The 16,423-nt window shown below is 65.3% G+C and carries 16 protein-coding genes and 1 riboswitch; of the genes, 11 read left to right on the top strand and 5 right to left on the bottom strand.

Annotation, left to right across the window (positions count from 1 at the left end; all coding sequences use genetic code 11):
• The first annotated feature begins 328 nt into the window (after nt 1-328).
• Nucleotides 329-2,317, top strand: coding sequence for a stalk domain-containing protein (locus AB2385_RS12200; protein WP_367655283.1), 1,989 nt, complete (start codon nt 329-331; stop codon nt 2,315-2,317).
• Nucleotides 2,318-2,674: 357 nt separating this feature from the next.
• The gene (locus AB2385_RS12205) at nt 2,675-4,423 is read left to right on the top strand and encodes a glycosyl hydrolase (RefSeq protein ID WP_367655284.1); all 1,749 of its coding nucleotides are present in this window, start codon (nt 2,675-2,677) and stop codon (nt 4,421-4,423) included.
• A 127-nt stretch (nt 4,424-4,550) separates the two neighbouring features.
• Here AB2385_RS12205 and AB2385_RS12210 read toward each other — a convergent pair whose 3' ends face one another.
• The 4 genes from AB2385_RS12210 to recO form a co-directional block, all read right to left on the bottom strand.
• Complete coding sequence (locus AB2385_RS12210; RefSeq protein WP_367655285.1) at nt 4,551-5,447, bottom strand: ABC transporter permease; 897 nt, start codon at nt 5,445-5,447, stop codon at nt 4,551-4,553.
• Nucleotides 5,444-6,466 (bottom strand): ABC transporter permease subunit, encoded by a 1,023-nt coding sequence (locus tag AB2385_RS12215; protein ID WP_367655286.1) that lies wholly within the window; start codon nt 6,464-6,466, stop codon nt 5,444-5,446. Before AB2385_RS12215 ends, AB2385_RS12210 begins: the two co-directional genes overlap by 4 nt.
• An 86-nt stretch (nt 6,467-6,552) precedes the next feature.
• Entirely contained in the window at nt 6,553-6,846 is a 294-nt protein-coding gene (locus tag AB2385_RS12220) for a hypothetical protein (RefSeq protein WP_367655287.1), read from the bottom strand.
• A gap of 45 nt (nt 6,847-6,891) precedes the next feature.
• Nucleotides 6,892-7,647, bottom strand: coding sequence for a DNA repair protein RecO (recO, locus tag AB2385_RS12225; RefSeq protein WP_367655288.1), 756 nt, complete (start codon nt 7,645-7,647; stop codon nt 6,892-6,894).
• Nucleotides 7,648-7,893: 246 nt separating this feature from the next.
• On the opposite strand from recO, the gene AB2385_RS12230 reads away from it, so the two are divergent.
• Nucleotides 7,894-8,949 carry a diguanylate cyclase gene (locus AB2385_RS12230; protein WP_367655289.1) on the top strand — a complete coding sequence of 352 codons (1,056 nt, stop codon included), beginning with the start codon at nt 7,894-7,896 and terminating at the stop codon, nt 8,947-8,949.
• An 85-nt stretch (nt 8,950-9,034) separates the two neighbouring features.
• On the opposite strand, the gene deoC is transcribed toward AB2385_RS12230, so the two are convergent.
• The gene (gene deoC / locus AB2385_RS12235; RefSeq protein ID WP_367655323.1) at nt 9,035-9,700 is read right to left on the bottom strand and encodes a deoxyribose-phosphate aldolase; all 666 of its coding nucleotides are present in this window, start codon (nt 9,698-9,700) and stop codon (nt 9,035-9,037) included.
• Between the two features lie 238 nt (nt 9,701-9,938).
• A riboswitch (cyclic di-AMP (ydaO/yuaA leader) is annotated at nt 9,939-10,080 on the top strand.
• 54 nt (nt 10,081-10,134) lie between these two features.
• Between deoC and AB2385_RS12240 the strand changes: the two genes are divergently transcribed.
• From AB2385_RS12240 to AB2385_RS12275, 8 genes are all read left to right on the top strand, one after another.
• On the top strand, nt 10,135-10,824 hold the full coding sequence (locus AB2385_RS12240; RefSeq protein ID WP_367655290.1) for a CAP domain-containing protein: 690 nt from the start codon (nt 10,135-10,137) through the stop codon (nt 10,822-10,824).
• A 600-nt stretch (nt 10,825-11,424) separates the two neighbouring features.
• The gene (locus tag AB2385_RS12245) at nt 11,425-12,153 is read left to right on the top strand and encodes a GntR family transcriptional regulator (RefSeq protein WP_367655291.1); all 729 of its coding nucleotides are present in this window, start codon (nt 11,425-11,427) and stop codon (nt 12,151-12,153) included.
• A 71-nt stretch (nt 12,154-12,224) separates the two neighbouring features.
• Entirely contained in the window at nt 12,225-13,367 is a 1,143-nt protein-coding gene (locus tag AB2385_RS12250) for an SIS domain-containing protein (protein WP_367655292.1), read from the top strand.
• A gap of 15 nt (nt 13,368-13,382) precedes the next feature.
• Entirely contained in the window at nt 13,383-13,826 is a 444-nt protein-coding gene (locus AB2385_RS12255) for a PTS N-acetylgalactosamine IIA subunit (RefSeq protein ID WP_367655293.1), read from the top strand.
• A gap of 2 nt (nt 13,827-13,828) precedes the next feature.
• Nucleotides 13,829-14,113, top strand: coding sequence for a preprotein translocase subunit YajC (yajC, locus tag AB2385_RS12260; protein WP_367655294.1), 285 nt, complete (start codon nt 13,829-13,831; stop codon nt 14,111-14,113).
• A gap of 1 nt (nt 14,114) precedes the next feature.
• A complete protein-coding gene (agaV, locus tag AB2385_RS12265; protein WP_367655295.1) occupies nt 14,115-14,591 on the top strand; it encodes a PTS N-acetylgalactosamine transporter subunit IIB in 477 nt (158 codons plus the stop codon).
• Nucleotides 14,592-14,624: 33 nt separating this feature from the next.
• Nucleotides 14,625-15,437 carry a PTS mannose/fructose/sorbose/N-acetylgalactosamine transporter subunit IIC gene (locus AB2385_RS12270; protein ID WP_367655296.1) on the top strand — a complete coding sequence of 271 codons (813 nt, stop codon included), beginning with the start codon at nt 14,625-14,627 and terminating at the stop codon, nt 15,435-15,437.
• Complete coding sequence (locus AB2385_RS12275) at nt 15,427-16,398, top strand: PTS system mannose/fructose/sorbose family transporter subunit IID (protein WP_367655297.1); 972 nt, start codon at nt 15,427-15,429, stop codon at nt 16,396-16,398. Before AB2385_RS12270 ends, AB2385_RS12275 begins: the two co-directional genes overlap by 11 nt.
• Nucleotides 16,399-16,423: the final 25 nt, after the last annotated feature.

The following is a 16,423-nucleotide window of genomic DNA, read 5'->3' on the forward strand; positions in this document are numbered from 1 at the left end:
AGTTAGTCCCCTCTGATTGGCGCAGCGCCCTGCGGACGACAGTGCGCCAGGAGTCGCGACATCCTGACACCCTGGAAACGGCGTCAGTTTGGACGTCGGTTCTTCTATTCTACTGGAGTGCCTGGAACTGGACAATCCGCTACCAGGGAGCGGCGCCGCCTCGTCACCGGGACCCGGACACCGGTTGACAGCCGCCGCCGGCGCCCCTGCGCACCGGCTCTCCCGCCTATCGCATGATGGGACAGCATTTTCGGTTTCGAAAGGGTTACAGGCATTACTGAAGAAGTACATGGTATTTGCGATATCCAAATTCCAGGGAGGGGTCACGTTGCAACGACTCTGGTTGCGTCGTCTGGCCAGCGCGGCGATTGCCTTCCTGCTGCTGCTCGGCTGCGTACCCGGGGCAGAGGCGTTCACGGGCGAAGACTGGAAGCTGATGACAGCCGGCAACGCGGCGGCGGAGGCCGGCGACCTGAACAAGGCGCTCGAGTACTGGACGGCTGTCATCCCCTCGCTCAGGGAGGGCCAGGACTGGGAGAACTGCGGCAACTACGCCAAGAAGGCCGCCATGGCGCTCGACCAGATGGGGCGGTATGACGAGGCCCTGGTCTATTACGAAGAGCAGATCTTCTGTTGGCAGAAGTTTGGTTACGGCGAAAAGGAAATGCTGCGGGAGATGCGCCGGGTGGAGCAGCTGCGGCCGCGCCTCGAGGTGTTCGTCGCCCGGTCCACCGAGGGGGTAGAACCCTCGGGCCTGGCCAAGCACGAGCCCAAGTTCGGTGTGCTGTACGGCGGCACCGTGGACCAGGACCCGGCGATTTATGCAAACCTGGATCGCGTCGCCGAGGTGTACGGAAAGCCGTACGGCATGGTCCTGATCTACGATTCCGTCAACGAGCACGGCGTCATCAACGCGAGCCCGCGGGTGCTCGCAGCCGGCCTCCCGCTGCAGATCGCCTGGCAACCGGAGGAGGGGCTGGACAAGGTGACCGAGCCGGTGGTGCGGTCTTACGCCCGGGCGCTGGCCGAGTACGGCCGTCCGGTCTTCCTCCGCTTCGGCAACGAGATGAACCAGAACGGGGTCGCGTGGTACGGCAACCCGGAGCTGTATAAGGAGAAGTTCCGCCTGGTGGCCCGCATCATGCGGGAAGAGGCGCCCAACGTGGCGATGGTCTGGGCGCCCAACTACGTGGGGGCCGACTTCATGGCGTACTACCCGGGCGACGAGTGGGTCGACTGGGTCGGCGTGAGCGCCTACCACGACGCCTACTACCTCGGGAACGTCAACCGGAACACCATCTCGGAAGACAATTACCGCCAGGGGAAGCGGGCCAACCCCCTCGACAAGTTCAAGGAGATCTATGAAGCTTTCGCTGACCGGAAGCCAATCATGATCGCCGAAACGGGCTACAACTATACCATTCGCGAGGACTTCATCGGGAAACTGCCCTATTACGACGAGTCTGCCTGGGCGGCCCAGACGGCCCGGTACGTCTACACCTACCTGCCGATGGTCTACCCACGCATCAAGGCCGTGGGGCACTTCAATAACGACCGGGTCCGTGAGAGCCGGAAGTATCTGATGTCGGCGAACCCAACGCTCCTGCAGGCGGTCCGCGAGGCCGTCGCCGGCGACTGGTACCTCTCCAGCCTCGACCAGGTGCCCGCGACGTACTGGCAGCCCATCGAGCAGGCCACCCTGCACGGCAAGACGCGCGTGGCCAGCTACGTGTGGCTGGGCGACCGGGGCCTGGGCCGGGTGGAGTACCGGCTGGACGGCCGCCTGCTGGCGACGCGGTACGACATTCCGTACGAAGCCGACATCGACCTCACGGGGCTCACCGGCCCGCATGTGCTGACGGTGCAGGCCTATGACCAGTCCGGCAAGCTGGCGGCCGAGCGGTCGTACAGCTTCGACGCCTCCGCCGTGAAGGTGGAGCTGAACGGCCGGGTGCTGGACTTCGCGCAGCCCCCGGTCGTCGAGGACGGCGTCACGCTGGTTCCCTTCCGGGCCATCGCCGAGGCGTTGGGCGCCGAGGTGAACTGGGACGCCGGTACCCGGACGGTGATCGCGTCCCGGAACGGCACGGAGCTCCGCCTCACCATCGATGACCCCGTGCCGGTCATCAACGGCAGGCCGGCGGAGCCGCTGGCGGTTCCCGCCCGCGTGGTGGGCGGCTACACGATGGTCCCTGCCCGCATCATCGCCCAGACGTTCGGCATGAAAGTGGACTGGGACCCCGTCAGGCGGACCGTGGTGATCCACTCGCCCGCCCCCGCGGACGAGCCTTCCCCGGCGGACGCGGCACAGCCCTGAGCGAAAGGAGAACAACTCTTCCGGAGACGTCACATGCTGCGGCCGGACCTCCTCCACAGGGGTCCGGCCGCTTCGTTGCTGCCCCCGGGGCGCGGCGGTTCTGAGAATTATTGTGAATACTGTGTCAAGCCTCTTTTTCCATAGTAACAGATTCGTTACAATATAGGATGCTGCTCCGAGTTGACTGATTTTCCATATCAATCTCTTTATTCCGCGCACCCTTCCATGGGCTGCCCCACTGAAGCGGCAGCCCCTCTCCCCGGGAGGACATCGCGCACCGCCCTGGCAGCGGATCCCGTCCCGGATGCAGCATGGCCGACCCGAACAGGAAAAACAGAGGCAACGGAGGGGGACACAGTGCGTCGTGTGATCGCAGCCCTGCTGGCTACCTTGCTCGCGCTGGCCGGCGTGCCCCGGGCGGATGCCAGCAACTACTGGCCGTACGTGACCGCCGGCAACAACGCCGAGGCGGCCGGCGACCTGCGGACGGCAGTCGCCAACTGGGAGAAGGCGCTTCCGCTCATCAAGGGAAGCGGCGAATACAACATGTGCGGCGTCTATGCGCAGAAGATCGCCCGCGCGCGCGACCAGTGGGGCGACCTCGACGGGGCCATCCGCTATTACCAGGCGGAAATCGAGTGCTGGGAGAAGGCCGATGCCAAGGAGGGCACCAGCAAGCGCGAGGACTGGATGCGCTGGGACCGGATGCGCCTGGAGCAGATCATCCCCCGGCTCGAAGTGTTCGTGGCCCAGCCCACCGCAGGCGTCAAGCCCCGCAACCTGGCCAAGCACGAGCCGGCGTTCGGCGTGCTCATCGGGGGCACCGTGGACCGGGATCCGGCGATCGAGAACAACCTGAGTGCGGTCCGCTGGGTCTACGGCAAGCCTTACGGCATAGTCATGATCTACGATGAGGTTGGCCGCGACTACATCAACGCCGCCCGGGAGGTTCTGGATTCCGGCCTGCCGCTGCAGATCGCCTGGCAGCCGACACGGGGCCTCCACAGCGTGACCGAGTCGGCAGTACGGGCTTACGCCAGGGCCCTGCGGGAGTACGGCCGCCCGGTCTACCTGCGGTTCGCCAATGAGATGAACGGCAGCTGGGTGCCGTGGTACGGCAACCCGGAACTCTACGAGGAGAAGTTCCGCCTCGTGGCCCGCATCATGCGGGAGGAGGCGCCCAACGTGGCGATGGTCTGGGCGCCGAACTACGTGGGCGCCGACTACATGCAGTACTACCCCGGCGATGAATGGGTCGACTGGGTCGGCGTCAGCGCCTATCACGACGCCCACTTCCTCGCCGACATGAGCCAGAGCGACATGATGAACGGCCTGTATTATCAGGGCCAGAAGGCGAATCCCCTGGACAAGTTCAAGGAGATCTACGCCACCTTTGCCGACCGCAAGCCCATCATGATCGCCGAGACGGGCTACAACTACGGCAACAACACGCCGGCCTCCAGGGCGGCGGGGCTGCGCGTGTACGACTCCTCCCAGTGGGCCGCCGACACGGTGCGGTACGTCTACGCCTACCTGCCGATGATCTACCCCCGCATCAAGATGGTGGGTCACTTCAACGTCGAGGACACCGTCGACAAGCAGGAGTACCTCATGTCCCGGAATCGCACCCTGCTGAACGCCGTCCGTGAGGCCATCGCCAGCGAGTGGTACCTCTCCAGCCTGAGCCAGGTCCCCGAGAGCCACTGGCTCCCGGCCGAGCAGGCGGTCCTCCCCGACAAGGCGCGCCTGGCCAGCTACGTGTGGCTGGGCGACCGGGGGCTGGGCCGGGTGGAGTGCCGCCTGGACGGCCGCCTGCTGGCCACGAGCTACAAGGTGCCCTACGAGGTGGAGATTGACTTCACCCGCATCACCGGCCAGCACACGTTCACGGTGCAGGCGTACGACAAGTCGGGCAAGCTGGCCGCCGAGGTGTCCTACAGCCTGAGGAGCCTGGCGGGCAGCGGGCAGAAGAGCGCCCGGCTGCTGAAGCCCGCGCAGGGAGTGAACAACGCACAGGCGCCGGGCCCGGAGCAGGTGCAGACCTGGCGGCGGGTTCCGGTGATCTACGACGGGGTGACACTGCTCCCCTTTCTAACCCCGGCGTAGGCTGTGCATCCGGAGCACGGGCCGCCCAGGGGAACCGGCAAAGGCCCCGGCCCCAACCCACCGCATCGCAAAATCGCGACCCCCGCACCCCTTTGCGGGGGGTCGGGGCGCTTCACTGCCGCCTTGGCTATCCGCGGCGCAGCCCCTGCAGGCGGAAGCCCTCCGCCAGCAGGTGGAAGGTCGCGGCCGCAAGCCCGAGGGCAAGGCCGGGGTAGAAGGCGATCCAGGGGGCCCGCAGAATGTTGTAGCGGTTCGCACCCAGCATCTGCCCCCACTCGGGGAGGTACTCCACGGCCATGACCCAGCCCTCCCCGCGGACGGCGACCGTACCGCCCACGTAGATGCCAAAAACGGCCAGCTGCCCCATGAGCAGGAGTACCCACGCCATCTCCGACGAGAGCATCACCAGGATGTCCGCCCGCATGAGCGGCAGCACGTGCCGCCGCAGGATCCGGCCGGGGGTGGCCCCCAGGGCGCGGGCGGCCTCCACGTGGGGCATGATCAGGATCTCCTCCACCCGGCGGCGCACCTGCTCGGCCATGCGCGGGGCGCCGGAGAGCACCAGCATGGCCACGTAGACTGCGAGCCAGCCGGCCTGTCCCGGGATGAGCCAGCGCAGACCGCCGAGCGTCATGGCCACCATGGCCAGGGCCGGGATGGAACCGAAGCCCACGGCCGCAGCCCGCACCAGGCGGCCTGACCGCCCGCCGGCCCAACCGGCCCGGAGGCCCGCTGGCAGGGCCACCGCCACGCGCAGGAGGTTCACCAGCGCCGCCAGGCCCAGGGTGTACCGGGCGCCGTAGATGACACGCGAGAGCACGTCCCGACCCACCATGTCGGAACCGAGCACGTAGCCGAATTCGCCAGGAGCGAAAGGCGCCAGACGCAATCGCCGGCCATCCATCTGGATGTAGACCCCCATGTGCGGGTCGGGCAAGGTGATCCACTCGGGCAGGAGCAGCATGACGACCAGCCCGAGACAGAGCACGAAGCCCACCAGCAGCGGCAGATTGAGCCGCCTCACGAGGCCTCCCCTCCTTTGAGCTGCGGGTTGGCCAGCGCCCGCAGGGTGACCGCCAGGCCGTCCATCACCACGAACCAGAGGCAGAAAATCAGCCCGATGGACGCCACCACATGGGGCTGGCTGTAGCTCAGCCCCCGCATGAGCCCCGAACCGATACCGTAATGGTTGGTCAGTACCTCCACCACCAGCTGGCTGGAGAGCGTCACGTTCAGCATGGCGGGCATGCCGTTCAGGGCCCGCGGCAGGGCGTTGCGCATGGCGTGCTTCAGCACCACCCACACCTCGGGCACGCCCTTGGCCCGGGCAGTGCGGATGTAGTCCTCCCGCATCGCCTCGTCCAGCGCGGTGGAGAGGAGCCGGGCGGTGTAGGCCATCGGGATGATGGAGAGCGCCACCAGCGGCAGAAGCCATCCCCGCTCGCCGCCCTGCACCCCGAGCACCGACCAGAGGCGCACGCCGAAGTTGCGGTAAGACCAGATGGTGAGCTGCTGCCCCAGCAGGATCAGGAGGAAGTCCGGCACCGACACCCCCAGGACGGAGACGCCCGCCCCAAAGGCGCGGGCGCCCCGGCTGCCCAGCACCAGCACGCCGAGCAACAGGCCCAGGACGATGCCCACCACCAGCGCCCCGGCGAACAACTCGAAGGAGTACCACCAGGCCTCTTTCAGCAGGGGGAGCAGCGGCAGCACCGTAAACGCCGTGCCGTACCACTTGTCCACCGTGAGGGTGCCCCGGGCCAGCCCCATGAGGTATTCGCCGATCCCCCTGCGGTACTCGGCCAGGGACCAGCCATAGACCAGCCCGCCGCTGTCAGCGTCGACCGGCTCAACCCGGAACTTCTCCGTTGTGCTCGTGCGCACTTCGCCGAGGCTTCCGCTCACGGTGAACTCACCCGTAACCACCACGCCCTCGGGCAGCATGGCGACCAGGACCACGATCGTGGCCGAGAGCACCAGCAGTCCGAGGCGCAGGCCCCATTCACGCAAAAGGCCCAACCCGCGCAACCAGCGCCGCAGCACGGTACGCGATCACCCCTCGTCCGCTTTTTCGCAAAATTGGACGAGGGGTGATTAAGTTTCGTTCGGTTTAAATTACCTGTGATTATCTATAGGGACTCGACATACCCGACCACCCGCTGCACCACCGCCAGGTAGCGGCGGCGGCCGAACAGCCAGCCGCGGTCGAACGCCGCCACCTTGCGCAGGAGCCGCGTGCCGGGGATGGGGGCGTAGAGCACCAGGCGAGCGATGCGCCCCCTCCCCTTGTAGAGCGTCACCGGATCGAGGCCGTAGCTCACCGGACCTCGGGTGAGCCGCACCTCCCAGTGGTAGGGGCCGCACTCCCCCCGGAGCAGCCCGTCGCGCGTACCCACATCCAGCAGGCGAACCTTTCCGAACATGACAGAATCCCTCCTGAGAGGGATTCTGGTCAACCATTCGCCTGCTTAAACGCGCAAGGAATCAAGAAACTCCTTCGATTTCAACGGCCGCTCGGTGCGGGCCAGGATGTAGGCCGTCAGCGCCCGGTCGATCTCCCCGCCCACCTCGCCGCCGAGGCGCACCACGTGCGCCCGGCGGATGTCGCCGTCCAGGAGCCGCTTCATGCTCTCCAACGCCCCGAGCGACAGGCGGATGGCGCCCTCGCCCTCCGCCGAGCAGGCGGGGCAGAGCACGCCGCCCAGGACGGGCGAGAAGCGCACGCTCCCGTTCTGCTGCACCGCCTCGGTGCCGCACCCCACGCAGGCCGTCAGGCTCGGGCGAAAGCCCAGCATGGAGAGCAGCTTCAGCTCATACGCCCGGAGCAGCGGCTCCGGCGGCAGTTCGGGCGCGTTGAACAGGTGGAGGCTGGTCAGGAGGAGCAGGTAAGCCGCCTCCTGCCGCTGCCGCTCCGGCAGGAGGGCATCCATCAGCTCGCAGGCGTACGTGGCATAGGCCATCCGTACCAAGTCCTCCCGCAGCTGCCGGAACGACTCCACGATCTCCACCTGGCTCAGTGTGTCGAGGTTGCGGCCGGTGAAGAGTTGCGCCCGCACCTGGGAGAAGAGCTGGGTCGCGGCCGCAAGGCGGTTGCGGGGGCGACGGGCGCCCCGAGCCACTGCCTCCACCTTCCCCTCCTCACGGGTGAGCAGCACGACAATCTTGTCTGCTTCCTGGAAGTTCCGCACCCGGATAACGATTCCCTCGACGTTGTACAGTGCCAAGTTGCCACCTCCACCCTGCCCCATGATAACACGCCTGCAGGGGACCGGCCCACCCGGGAGAAACCTGGCTGCACAAGTTGTTTGGTTTCCACAAACTTGAATGCATGTTTATTGTCGGTATTGACATGTTTCCCGTTGCATGTTGAATACTGTCGTGATATAAGGAAAGATGATGCAGAGTGACCTGTGGAGGTGGTAGCGTCCACCTTCCAAGCGCGTTGCGGCTGCCGAGGAGGGAGCGCCACCGTGGAACGCAACAGCCGGATGAACAGGCTGAAGCGGCGGTTCCTGCTTCTGGCCCTTCCCATCGCCTCCGTGGCCTGCCTGACGGAATGGCTGCTGCTGCGCCACTCCGGGCAACCGGCCCCCTTCCTCCTGCTGCTGGCGGCCGTCGCGGCACTGGCGCTCGCCCTGCTCTTATGGCGGCGTCAGCGAAGCCTGCGGTTCGTGGAGGCCGCCGTGGCCGTGGGAGTCGCCGCGGCGGTCTTTGTGTTGCTCAGCGAGGCCCTCTTCGGCCCGGAGGAGGCCGCCTTGAAGCTTCTCAGCAGCCTGGCGCCCTGGGTGCCGGTCTCCCTCGCCGCGATTCTCCTGCCGCTGGGCGGCCGCAGGGCCACCGCGGCGGCCAGCCTCATCTACCTGGGCCTGTTGGCCATCGGCCTGAACTATGTCTTGCAACGGGGACTCACGGACTCCCCGCTGCTGGGCGCGCTGCTGCAGTTCTACCTGGCCAACGGGGTGCTCCTTGCCCTGCTCTTCGCCTGGGCGGAGTTGCAGCGTCAGTACGACCGGACGCGCCACCTGGCCCGGTCTATGGCCGACCTGGCGCACACCGACCCGCTGCTGGGCATCCCCAACCGGCGCCAGATGCACCGGCTGATCCAGCGGGAGATCCACTGCGCCGAGGACGGCCTGCAGCCGGCCGTCATGATCATGTTTGACGTGGACCACTTCAAGCAAGTAAACGACACGTACGGGCACGAAGCCGGCGACCTGGTCCTGCGGGCGATCATCGGCTCGGTGAGCCAGACCTTGCGGTCCACCGACGTGGTGGGCCGCTGGGGCGGCGACGAGTTCATCGTGCTGGCGCGCGTGGCCGACCTGGCCCAGGCCCACCAGGTGGCGCAGCGGCTCAGCGAAGCGGTCGCAGAGCGGTTGAGCGACCGCTTCCTCACGGTGACCATCAGCGTGGGCGTGGCCACCTACCACCCGGGCGACACCGTCTCGTCCTGGGTCAGGCGGGCCGACCGGGCGCTGTACAACGCCAAGGCGTCCGGCCGCAACCAGGTGGTCGTGGGTTCGTAACACGCCCCGTTCATTCGCAAAGCAGCCATCGAGGCGAGGGGAACGCCCCTCCCGCCCCGATGGCTGTTCTGCTTGTGCACCCCGGCTATTCCGCAGCGAGACCGGCCAGGATGGCAACCCCGGCGCTGGCACCGATGCGGGTGGCCCCCGCCTCTATCATCGCCAGGGCGGTGGCCGTGTCGCGCACGCCGCCCGAAGCCTTCACGCCCATCTCCGGTCCAACGGTCCGGCGCATCAGGGCGACGTCCGCCACGGTGGCCCCGCCGTACCCGAAGCCGGTGGAGGTCTTGACGAAATCGGCACCGGCCTCCTGCGCCAGCCGGCACGCCGTCACCTTCTCCTCGTCCGTCAGCAGGCCGGTCTCGAGGATCACCTTCACCAGGGCCTCGCCGGCCACCGCCTCCACTACCGCCCGGATGTCGTTCCGCACCACGTCAAGCCGGCCCGACTTCAGCGCCCCGACGTTGATCACCATGTCGACCTCCCGGGCGCCGCGGGCCACGGCGTCCTCCGCCTCCACGGCCTTGATCTCGCTGCGGTTGGCCCCCAGTGGGAAGCCGATCGTGGTGCAGACCTTGACGTCGGTGCCCTTGAGCAACTCGGCGCAGAAGGGCACCCAGTACGGGTTGACGCAGACCGACATGAACCCGTACTCCCGCCCTTCGGCGCAGAGCTGGCGAATCTGCGCCTCGGTGGCATCGGGCTTGAGCAGCGTGTGATCGATCATCTTGGCGAGCTGTGCGCGCGTGATGTGCTTGGGATCCATCGCCGAAACCTCCTCGTCGCAGGGCGGCAGCCCTGGGATGTACTCAGTCTTCCCGGCGCATGCGCTGACTCCCGGTGTAGCATTCGCTGGCGGCAGAATGGACACCTGCCAGTGAAATGGGCGCCGCACGCCCTCCCGGCTGACAGGGCCATTGACAGCAATGCCACAAATTATGCATGGACTTAAGCTACCGAAAACCGTTAAGCTAAGGCACGTACCCGATCGACCACAGCCGCTGAATTCCGACTTCGGAAGCGGAGGACCCAGATTTCCGGGGCCAAGTGCAGCTGCGCTGCGGCTGCCCGGGCGACACTCCTGCCGTCCGCGCCCGTCAGCTAACTTCGCAAGCGTTGCAGGGGGAGACACTCTCCTCCGTGTCTGTGGCGATCAGTCTGATCTACAGTAAGGAGGAGCCCAACATGAAGATTACGAAGGTCAAGGGCCTGGCCATGGCCCTCGCCGTCGCCGCCACCGTGCTGACGACGGCCGCCCCGGCCTCGGCAGCCACCGTTCGCACCTACACTTACACCTACACGTACAACACTCGCACCAGCCTGGCCAGCCTGCTGAGCCGCTACTATCCGCAGGTGCAAATCACCTGGTACACCCCGAAGACCACCCAGACCACCGTCAAGCAGCCTTCCCAGCCGACGCAGCAGACCCAGCAGCCCAAGCCGCAGACTCCCACGCCGGCCCAGCAGTCGCCACAGACCCCGGTGAGTGGCCTCACCGCCGCCGAGCAGCAGATGCTGAACCTGGTCAACCAGGAGCGGGCCAAGGCCGGCCTCCAGCCGCTGCAGGCCGACCTGGAGCTGACCCGTCTGGCCCGGCTGAAGAGCCAGGACATGATCAACAAGGGCTACTTCAGCCACAACTCGCCCACCTACGGTTCGCCGTTTGATATGATGAAGGCCAACGGTATCACGTACCGGACCGCGGGCGAGAACATCGCCGGCAACCAGTCGGTGCAGGCGGCCCACACCGCCCTGATGAACTCCAGCGGCCACCGGGCCAACATCCTGAACGCCAACTACACGCACATCGGCATCGGCATCGTCGAGGGCGGCCCTTACGGCATGATGTTCACGCAGATGTTCGCGGGTCGCTAAGTACGCAGGCAGGGAGGCACTTTCACGTGCCTCCCTGTTCCATTGTATTGTATGCCGCAGGGGCGGCGAGCCGGCGCCACTCCCGAACGGTGCGGAGTGCGTGAGACTCGTGTCTGTGTTCCGGGTTGGGCGTCTCTCCCGGTTCGAAAGCCTGGAAGCAGACCTCATCTGCCCCCTCGACTTCCACCAGCAGCTTGTCATTGACCGCGGGCGCAATGTGCCAACCGTTCTTCAGATCAAAGGGGGAGATCTCCAGGCGACGGAAGGCAGGGTCCCTGTGGCCGCCAGGACTCTGCCAGCTCCTGCGTCGCGGCAGCGGAGGACTGGCAGCACCAAGCTGCCGAGTAGTGGCAAACCCCTCAGCGGCCCGAATAGGGAACAGCAACGAAGGAGGGCAATCCGTTTGGGTTGCCCCTCTTTTTCTTCAGTCGGATAGTAACCTTTCGGTTAGTGGAAAACACACTTTCGTGAACCTCTTGGTGTATTGACGGTCCCCGCAAAAAACAATAGCATGAAAGCGAAGTGGTAATGACAAGTCATGACCAGTAGTGACAACCAGTGGGGAAATCCTTCGTCCTGAAGGCAAGCAGGTGAGTGAGCATGCTCAACAAACAAAGTTCAACTCCTCTCTATAACCAGCTCCTCGATCTCCTGATCAAGACCATCGAGACTTCAGCCAAACCGGACGACAAGATGCCCTCCGAGCGCGAGATCTGCGAACGGTACGGCGTGAGCCGCACCACGGTCAGGGCGGCCCTGAGGGAGCTCGAGGAACTGGGCTACATCTACAGGCGCCACGGCAAGGGGACCTATGTGTCGGCGCTGTGGAAAGAGATGAAGAACCTCTCGGACACCTACAGCTTCACCGAGCACATGAAGCAACTGGGCATGCGGCCGGAGACGCGCATCCTCTCCTTCGAGATGACCAGGGCCAATCGCTCCACCGGCGAGCGGCTGCGGGTGCCCGAGGGGTCAGACATCTATAAGCTGCGCAGATTGCGCCTGGCCAACGGAATGCCCATGATGCTGGAGGTCACGTTCATCCCGCTGCACCTGTTCCCCGGCCTCAACCTGAGCCTGTTGGAGAGCATGCCTCTGTACGACCTTTACCGCACCCGGTACGGCCACGAGCTCAAGTATGCCGACGAAGAGTTCTACGCTTCGCTGGTCCAGGACAAGGAAGCCGAGTTCCTGGGCGTTCCCGTGGACTCGGCCTGCCTGCGGCTGATTCGCACGACCTACAACGCGAAAAATGAAGTCGTGGAGTTCACCATCAGCGCAGCGCGCGCAGACCAGTTCGTGTACAAGATCCGGCACACCTTCAAATAAAGGACGCAGCAGCAATACCTCATCGGGGGGAGATTCCCATTCTCGCAGCATCGGTGGAGGAACTGCAGCGGGTGGGGGCGGCGGTCACCGCTCGGGAAATCGCACAGCAGCCTGAACTCTGGGCGGAGACGTTTGCCTCCTACCGCCAGCAGCATGAACGGTTCACCCAGTTCCTGAATGCCATCACGCAGAAGCACGGCCGCGTGCGGGTGCTCTTCGCCGGCGCCGGCAGTTCGGCCTACGTGGGGGATGCGGCCCTGCCCTTCGTTGCGCTGACGGGCGACCAGGCCGCCTTCGCCTTCCACGCCACCCCGACGACTAGCATCGTGGCCAACCCCACCAGCTACCTGCGGCACGATGAGCCGACCCTGCTGGTGAGCTTCGCCCGCAGCGGCAACAGCCCGGAGAGCACCGCCACCGTAGACCTGGCCCGGCAACTGGTGAAAGACCTGTACGAGATCGCCATCACCTGCGCACCGGACGGGAACCTGGCCAGACAGGCCAGGGGGAACGAGCGCAGCCTGCTGTGGCTCATGCCGGAGCGCTCCAACGATCAGGGTTTCGCGATGACCGGCAGCTTCACGTGCATGCTGCTGGCCACCCTGCTCCTCTTCGACCGTCGCCCGCTGGCCGAGAAGGAACGGTACGTCAGCCAGATCTGCGCGATGGGGCGAGACGTGATCGCACGGGAAGAGGAGATCCGCGCCCTCGCCGGGCTCGATTTTCAGCGCATCATCTACCTCGGCTCGGGACCGCTGGCCGGCGTCGCCCGCGAGGTGCAGCTCAAGGTACTGGAGCTCACGGCCGGGAAGATCGCCACGCTCTGCGACACCTCCCTGGGGTTCCGCCACGGGCCCAAGTCGTTCGTGGACGAGCAGTCGCTGGTCTTCGTGCTGGTGTCGAACGACCCGTACACCCGCCAGTATGACCTCGACATGCTGCGGGAAGTGCACGACGACGGCATCGCCCGGCTGGCCTGCGGCGTTCTGGTGCGGCAGGAGGCCACGCTGCCCATGAAGGTCTTCGCCTTCCCGCAGGAGTACGCGGCCCTTCCGGACGGGTACCTGACCGTCCCCTTCACCCTGTTCGGCCAGATCCTCGCCCTGCACACCGCGGTAAAGCTGGGGAACAAGCCTGACACGCCCAGCCCTACCGGCACCGTGAATCGCGTCGTCAAGGGCGTGACCATCCACAGGTTCCCTGAAGGCGAGTAAAGGTGGGATTGCCCCATGATCGGATGCATCATCACCGGGCACGGTGGTTTCGGACCGGGGCTGGCACAGGCGCTCAGCATGATCGCAGGGCCGCAGCCGCACCTGCATGTGATCCCTTTCCGGGAGACAGAGTCTCTGGAGACCTTCGAGGGCCGGCTGAGGGACGCGCTGGCGGAGCTCCTGCGCGAGACCGGCGGCGTGCTGATCTTCACGGACCTGATGGGGGGGACCCCGTTCCGGACCGCCATGCTCGCCGCCAGCCAGTACGAGAATGTGGAAGTCTTGACTGGAACGAATCTTCCCATGCTGATTGAGATCGGGCTCCTTCGCGCCGCGGAGTCGGATGTCAGAGCCCTGGCCGAGCAAGCGGTCGCGATTGGCACCAGCAGCGTCGAGCATGTCCGCCTGCAGCAAGAGCGCCGGCCGGAACCGCCGGCGGGCAGCGAAGAGGGTATCTAGCCATGTGGGAGATCATCCTGGCCTCGTCCATCGTGATGCTGATCTTCGTATTCCTGACGCTGGCCATCTACTATGCCGCGAACACCCGGGGGTTGAAGAAGCGACGGGAGCACTTCGAGCGGCTCCACGCCGAACTGGCGCCCGGCCAGATGGTCGAGTTCGCCAACGGGATTTACGGCAGGACAGTGGCCGTCCGCCAGGACACGGTCGATATCCAAGTGAAGTCGGGCGCCGTGATGACGGTCTCCCGTTACGCCATCTCGGCAATCATCAAGGAGGAGGACTAGTATGCCAAACATCGTCCTAACCCGGATTGATAATCGCCTGATCCATGGCCAGGTGGCGACCCTCTGGTGCTCCTCGGTGGGAGCGAACCTGATCCTCGTCGCGAACGACAAGGTGGCCAACGACAAGATGCGGCAGTCTCTGATGGACATGGCGGCGCCCGCCGGCGTGGAGACCCGCTATTTCACGCTGGAGAAGACCATCAACGTCATCCACAAAGCATCCCCGCGCCAGAAGATTTTCCTCATCTGCGAAACTCCTGCTGACGTCGTGAAGCTTGTGGAGGGAGGTGTGCCGATCACCAAGGTCAACATCGGGAACATGCACATGGCGGAAGGGAAGAGACAGGTAGCGACAACGGTGGCCGTCGACGACAACGATGTGGCAGCTTTCCGGCGCTTGCAGGAGCTTGGCGTGGAACTGGAAATCCGGCGCGTTCCGACGACCCCACCCGAGGATGTGTCCAAGCTGTTCCGGTAGCGCGAGTTCTCCTAGAGGAGGCGAGTCTCGCTGATGGACGCGGATATCACTGCCATTCAGGTCATCCTGGTGTTCCTGGTAACATTCATCGCCGCAATCGACCAGTTTAACTTCCTGGAATCCCTGTATCAGCCGATCGTGATGGGACCCATCATCGGTGCGATCATGGGCGACGTCCAGACCGGTCTGATCGTCGGCGGCACGTACCAGCTGATGACCATCGGCAACATGCCGGTCGGTGGCGCACAGCCGCCCAACCCGGTCATCGGCGGCATCATGGCCACCGTGCTGGCCATCTCGCTGGGCCTCGAGCCCAACGCTGCCGTCGCTGCGGCCATCCCGTTCTCCCTGCTCGGCCAGTACGCCGTGACCACGATCTTCACGATCATGTCCCCCGTGATGGCCTACGCCGACAAGGCGGCCCACGAGGCTGACCCGAAGAAGATCGCGTGGATCAACTACGGCGCCATGGGCTTCCTGGGCCTGGTGTTCGGCATCATCGTCACCCTGTTCTTCGTCGGCGGCGCCACCTTCGGCAGCACGGTCGTCAACGCCATCCCGGCGTGGCTGATGAGCGGACTCAGCGCAGCCGGCGGCATGATGCGGTTCGTCGGCTTCGCGATCCTGCTGAAGGTGATGATCTCCGGGGAGATGTGGGGCTTCTACTTCATGGGCTTCGCCCTGGCCAACCTGCTGGCCAGCATCCCGCAGCTGAGTGGTTCGGCCCTGCTCCTGCTGGCTCTGATCGGCTTCGCGTTTGCCTACTGGGATTATCAGAATCAGACTGCGGTGAAGTCGGCTGCGGCCGCGGGTGGCTTCGGCGGAGGTGACGAAGATGGCATTTAGCATTCCCGATCAGTACAAGGACCTGACCCCTGCTGAACCGCTGGATAAGGCTACACTGAACCGGATGGCCTGGCGCTCGGTCTTCCTGCAGGCGTCGTTCAACTACGAGCGCATGCAGTCGGCCGGCTGGCTGTACTCGATCCTGCCCGGACTGCAGAAGATCCACAAGAACAAGGACGACCTCGCCGCCTCGATGTCCCACAACCTGGAGTTCTTCAACACCCACCCGTTCCTGGTCACCTTCGTGATGGGCATCGTGCTCTCGCTGGAGCAGAACAAGGCGGACATCAACACCATCCGTGCCGTCCGCGTCTCCGCCATGGGCCCGCTGGGTGGCATCGGCGACGCCATCTTCTGGTTCACGCTGGTGCCCATCGCCGCCGGCATCACCTCCAACATGGCGCTGACCGGGAACATCGCAGCACCGTTCGTCTTCCTGCTGATCTTCAACGCCGTGCAGTTCCTGGTGCGCTTCTGGCTGATGCACTGGTCCTACCAGTTCGGCACCGACGCCATCAAGATGTTCACGGCCAACGCGAAGCAGTTCACCCGTGCGGCGAGCATCCTGGGCGTCTTCGTGGTGGGCGCGCTGACCTGTCTGTACGGCGGCACGACCGTCAACATCAACATCCCCAACGGCTCCACCTATGAGGCCGTCCCGATCACCACCGTCGTGAGCGCCGAGGAACTCAGCCGGTACACGGACCTCGGGGCCACCGTCCAGGAACTCACCTCCGGCGACTTCCTGGTGACCTACAACGAGTACAACGAGGTGCCGGTCACCATCAACATCCAGCAGATCCTGGACGGCATCGTCCCGAAGCTGATCCCGCTGGCGCTTACCCTGTTCCTCTACTTCATGTTCACCAAGAAGGGCTGGACGCCGCTCAAGGCCATCGGATTCCTGCTCCTGCTGGGTCTGGTGGGCTCCGGCTTCGGCCTGTGGCCGTCGATCTGGTAATGCAATGCGAAGTCCCCGCCGGTCC

It is taken from the genome of Symbiobacterium sp. (genome assembly GCF_040797425.1).
Classification (GTDB): Bacteria; Bacillota; Sulfobacillia; order Symbiobacteriales; family Symbiobacteriaceae; genus Symbiobacterium.

Coding starts and splice junctions, on each gene's coding strand:
- AB2385_RS12220 (WP_367655287.1), bottom strand. CDS start 6,846: ATGTTCGGAAAGGTTCGCCTGCTGGATGTGGGTACGCGCGACGGGCTG.
- AB2385_RS12240 (WP_367655290.1), top strand. CDS start 10,135: ATGAAGATTACGAAGGTCAAGGGCCTGGCCATGGCCCTCGCCGTCGCC.
- AB2385_RS12245 (WP_367655291.1), top strand. CDS start 11,425: ATGCTCAACAAACAAAGTTCAACTCCTCTCTATAACCAGCTCCTCGAT.
- AB2385_RS12255 (WP_367655293.1), top strand. CDS start 13,383: ATGATCGGATGCATCATCACCGGGCACGGTGGTTTCGGACCGGGGCTG.
- yajC (WP_367655294.1), top strand. CDS start 13,829: ATGTGGGAGATCATCCTGGCCTCGTCCATCGTGATGCTGATCTTCGTA.
- agaV (WP_367655295.1), top strand. CDS start 14,115: ATGCCAAACATCGTCCTAACCCGGATTGATAATCGCCTGATCCATGGC.
- AB2385_RS12270 (WP_367655296.1), top strand. CDS start 14,625: ATGGACGCGGATATCACTGCCATTCAGGTCATCCTGGTGTTCCTGGTA.
- AB2385_RS12275 (WP_367655297.1), top strand. CDS start 15,427: ATGGCATTTAGCATTCCCGATCAGTACAAGGACCTGACCCCTGCTGAA.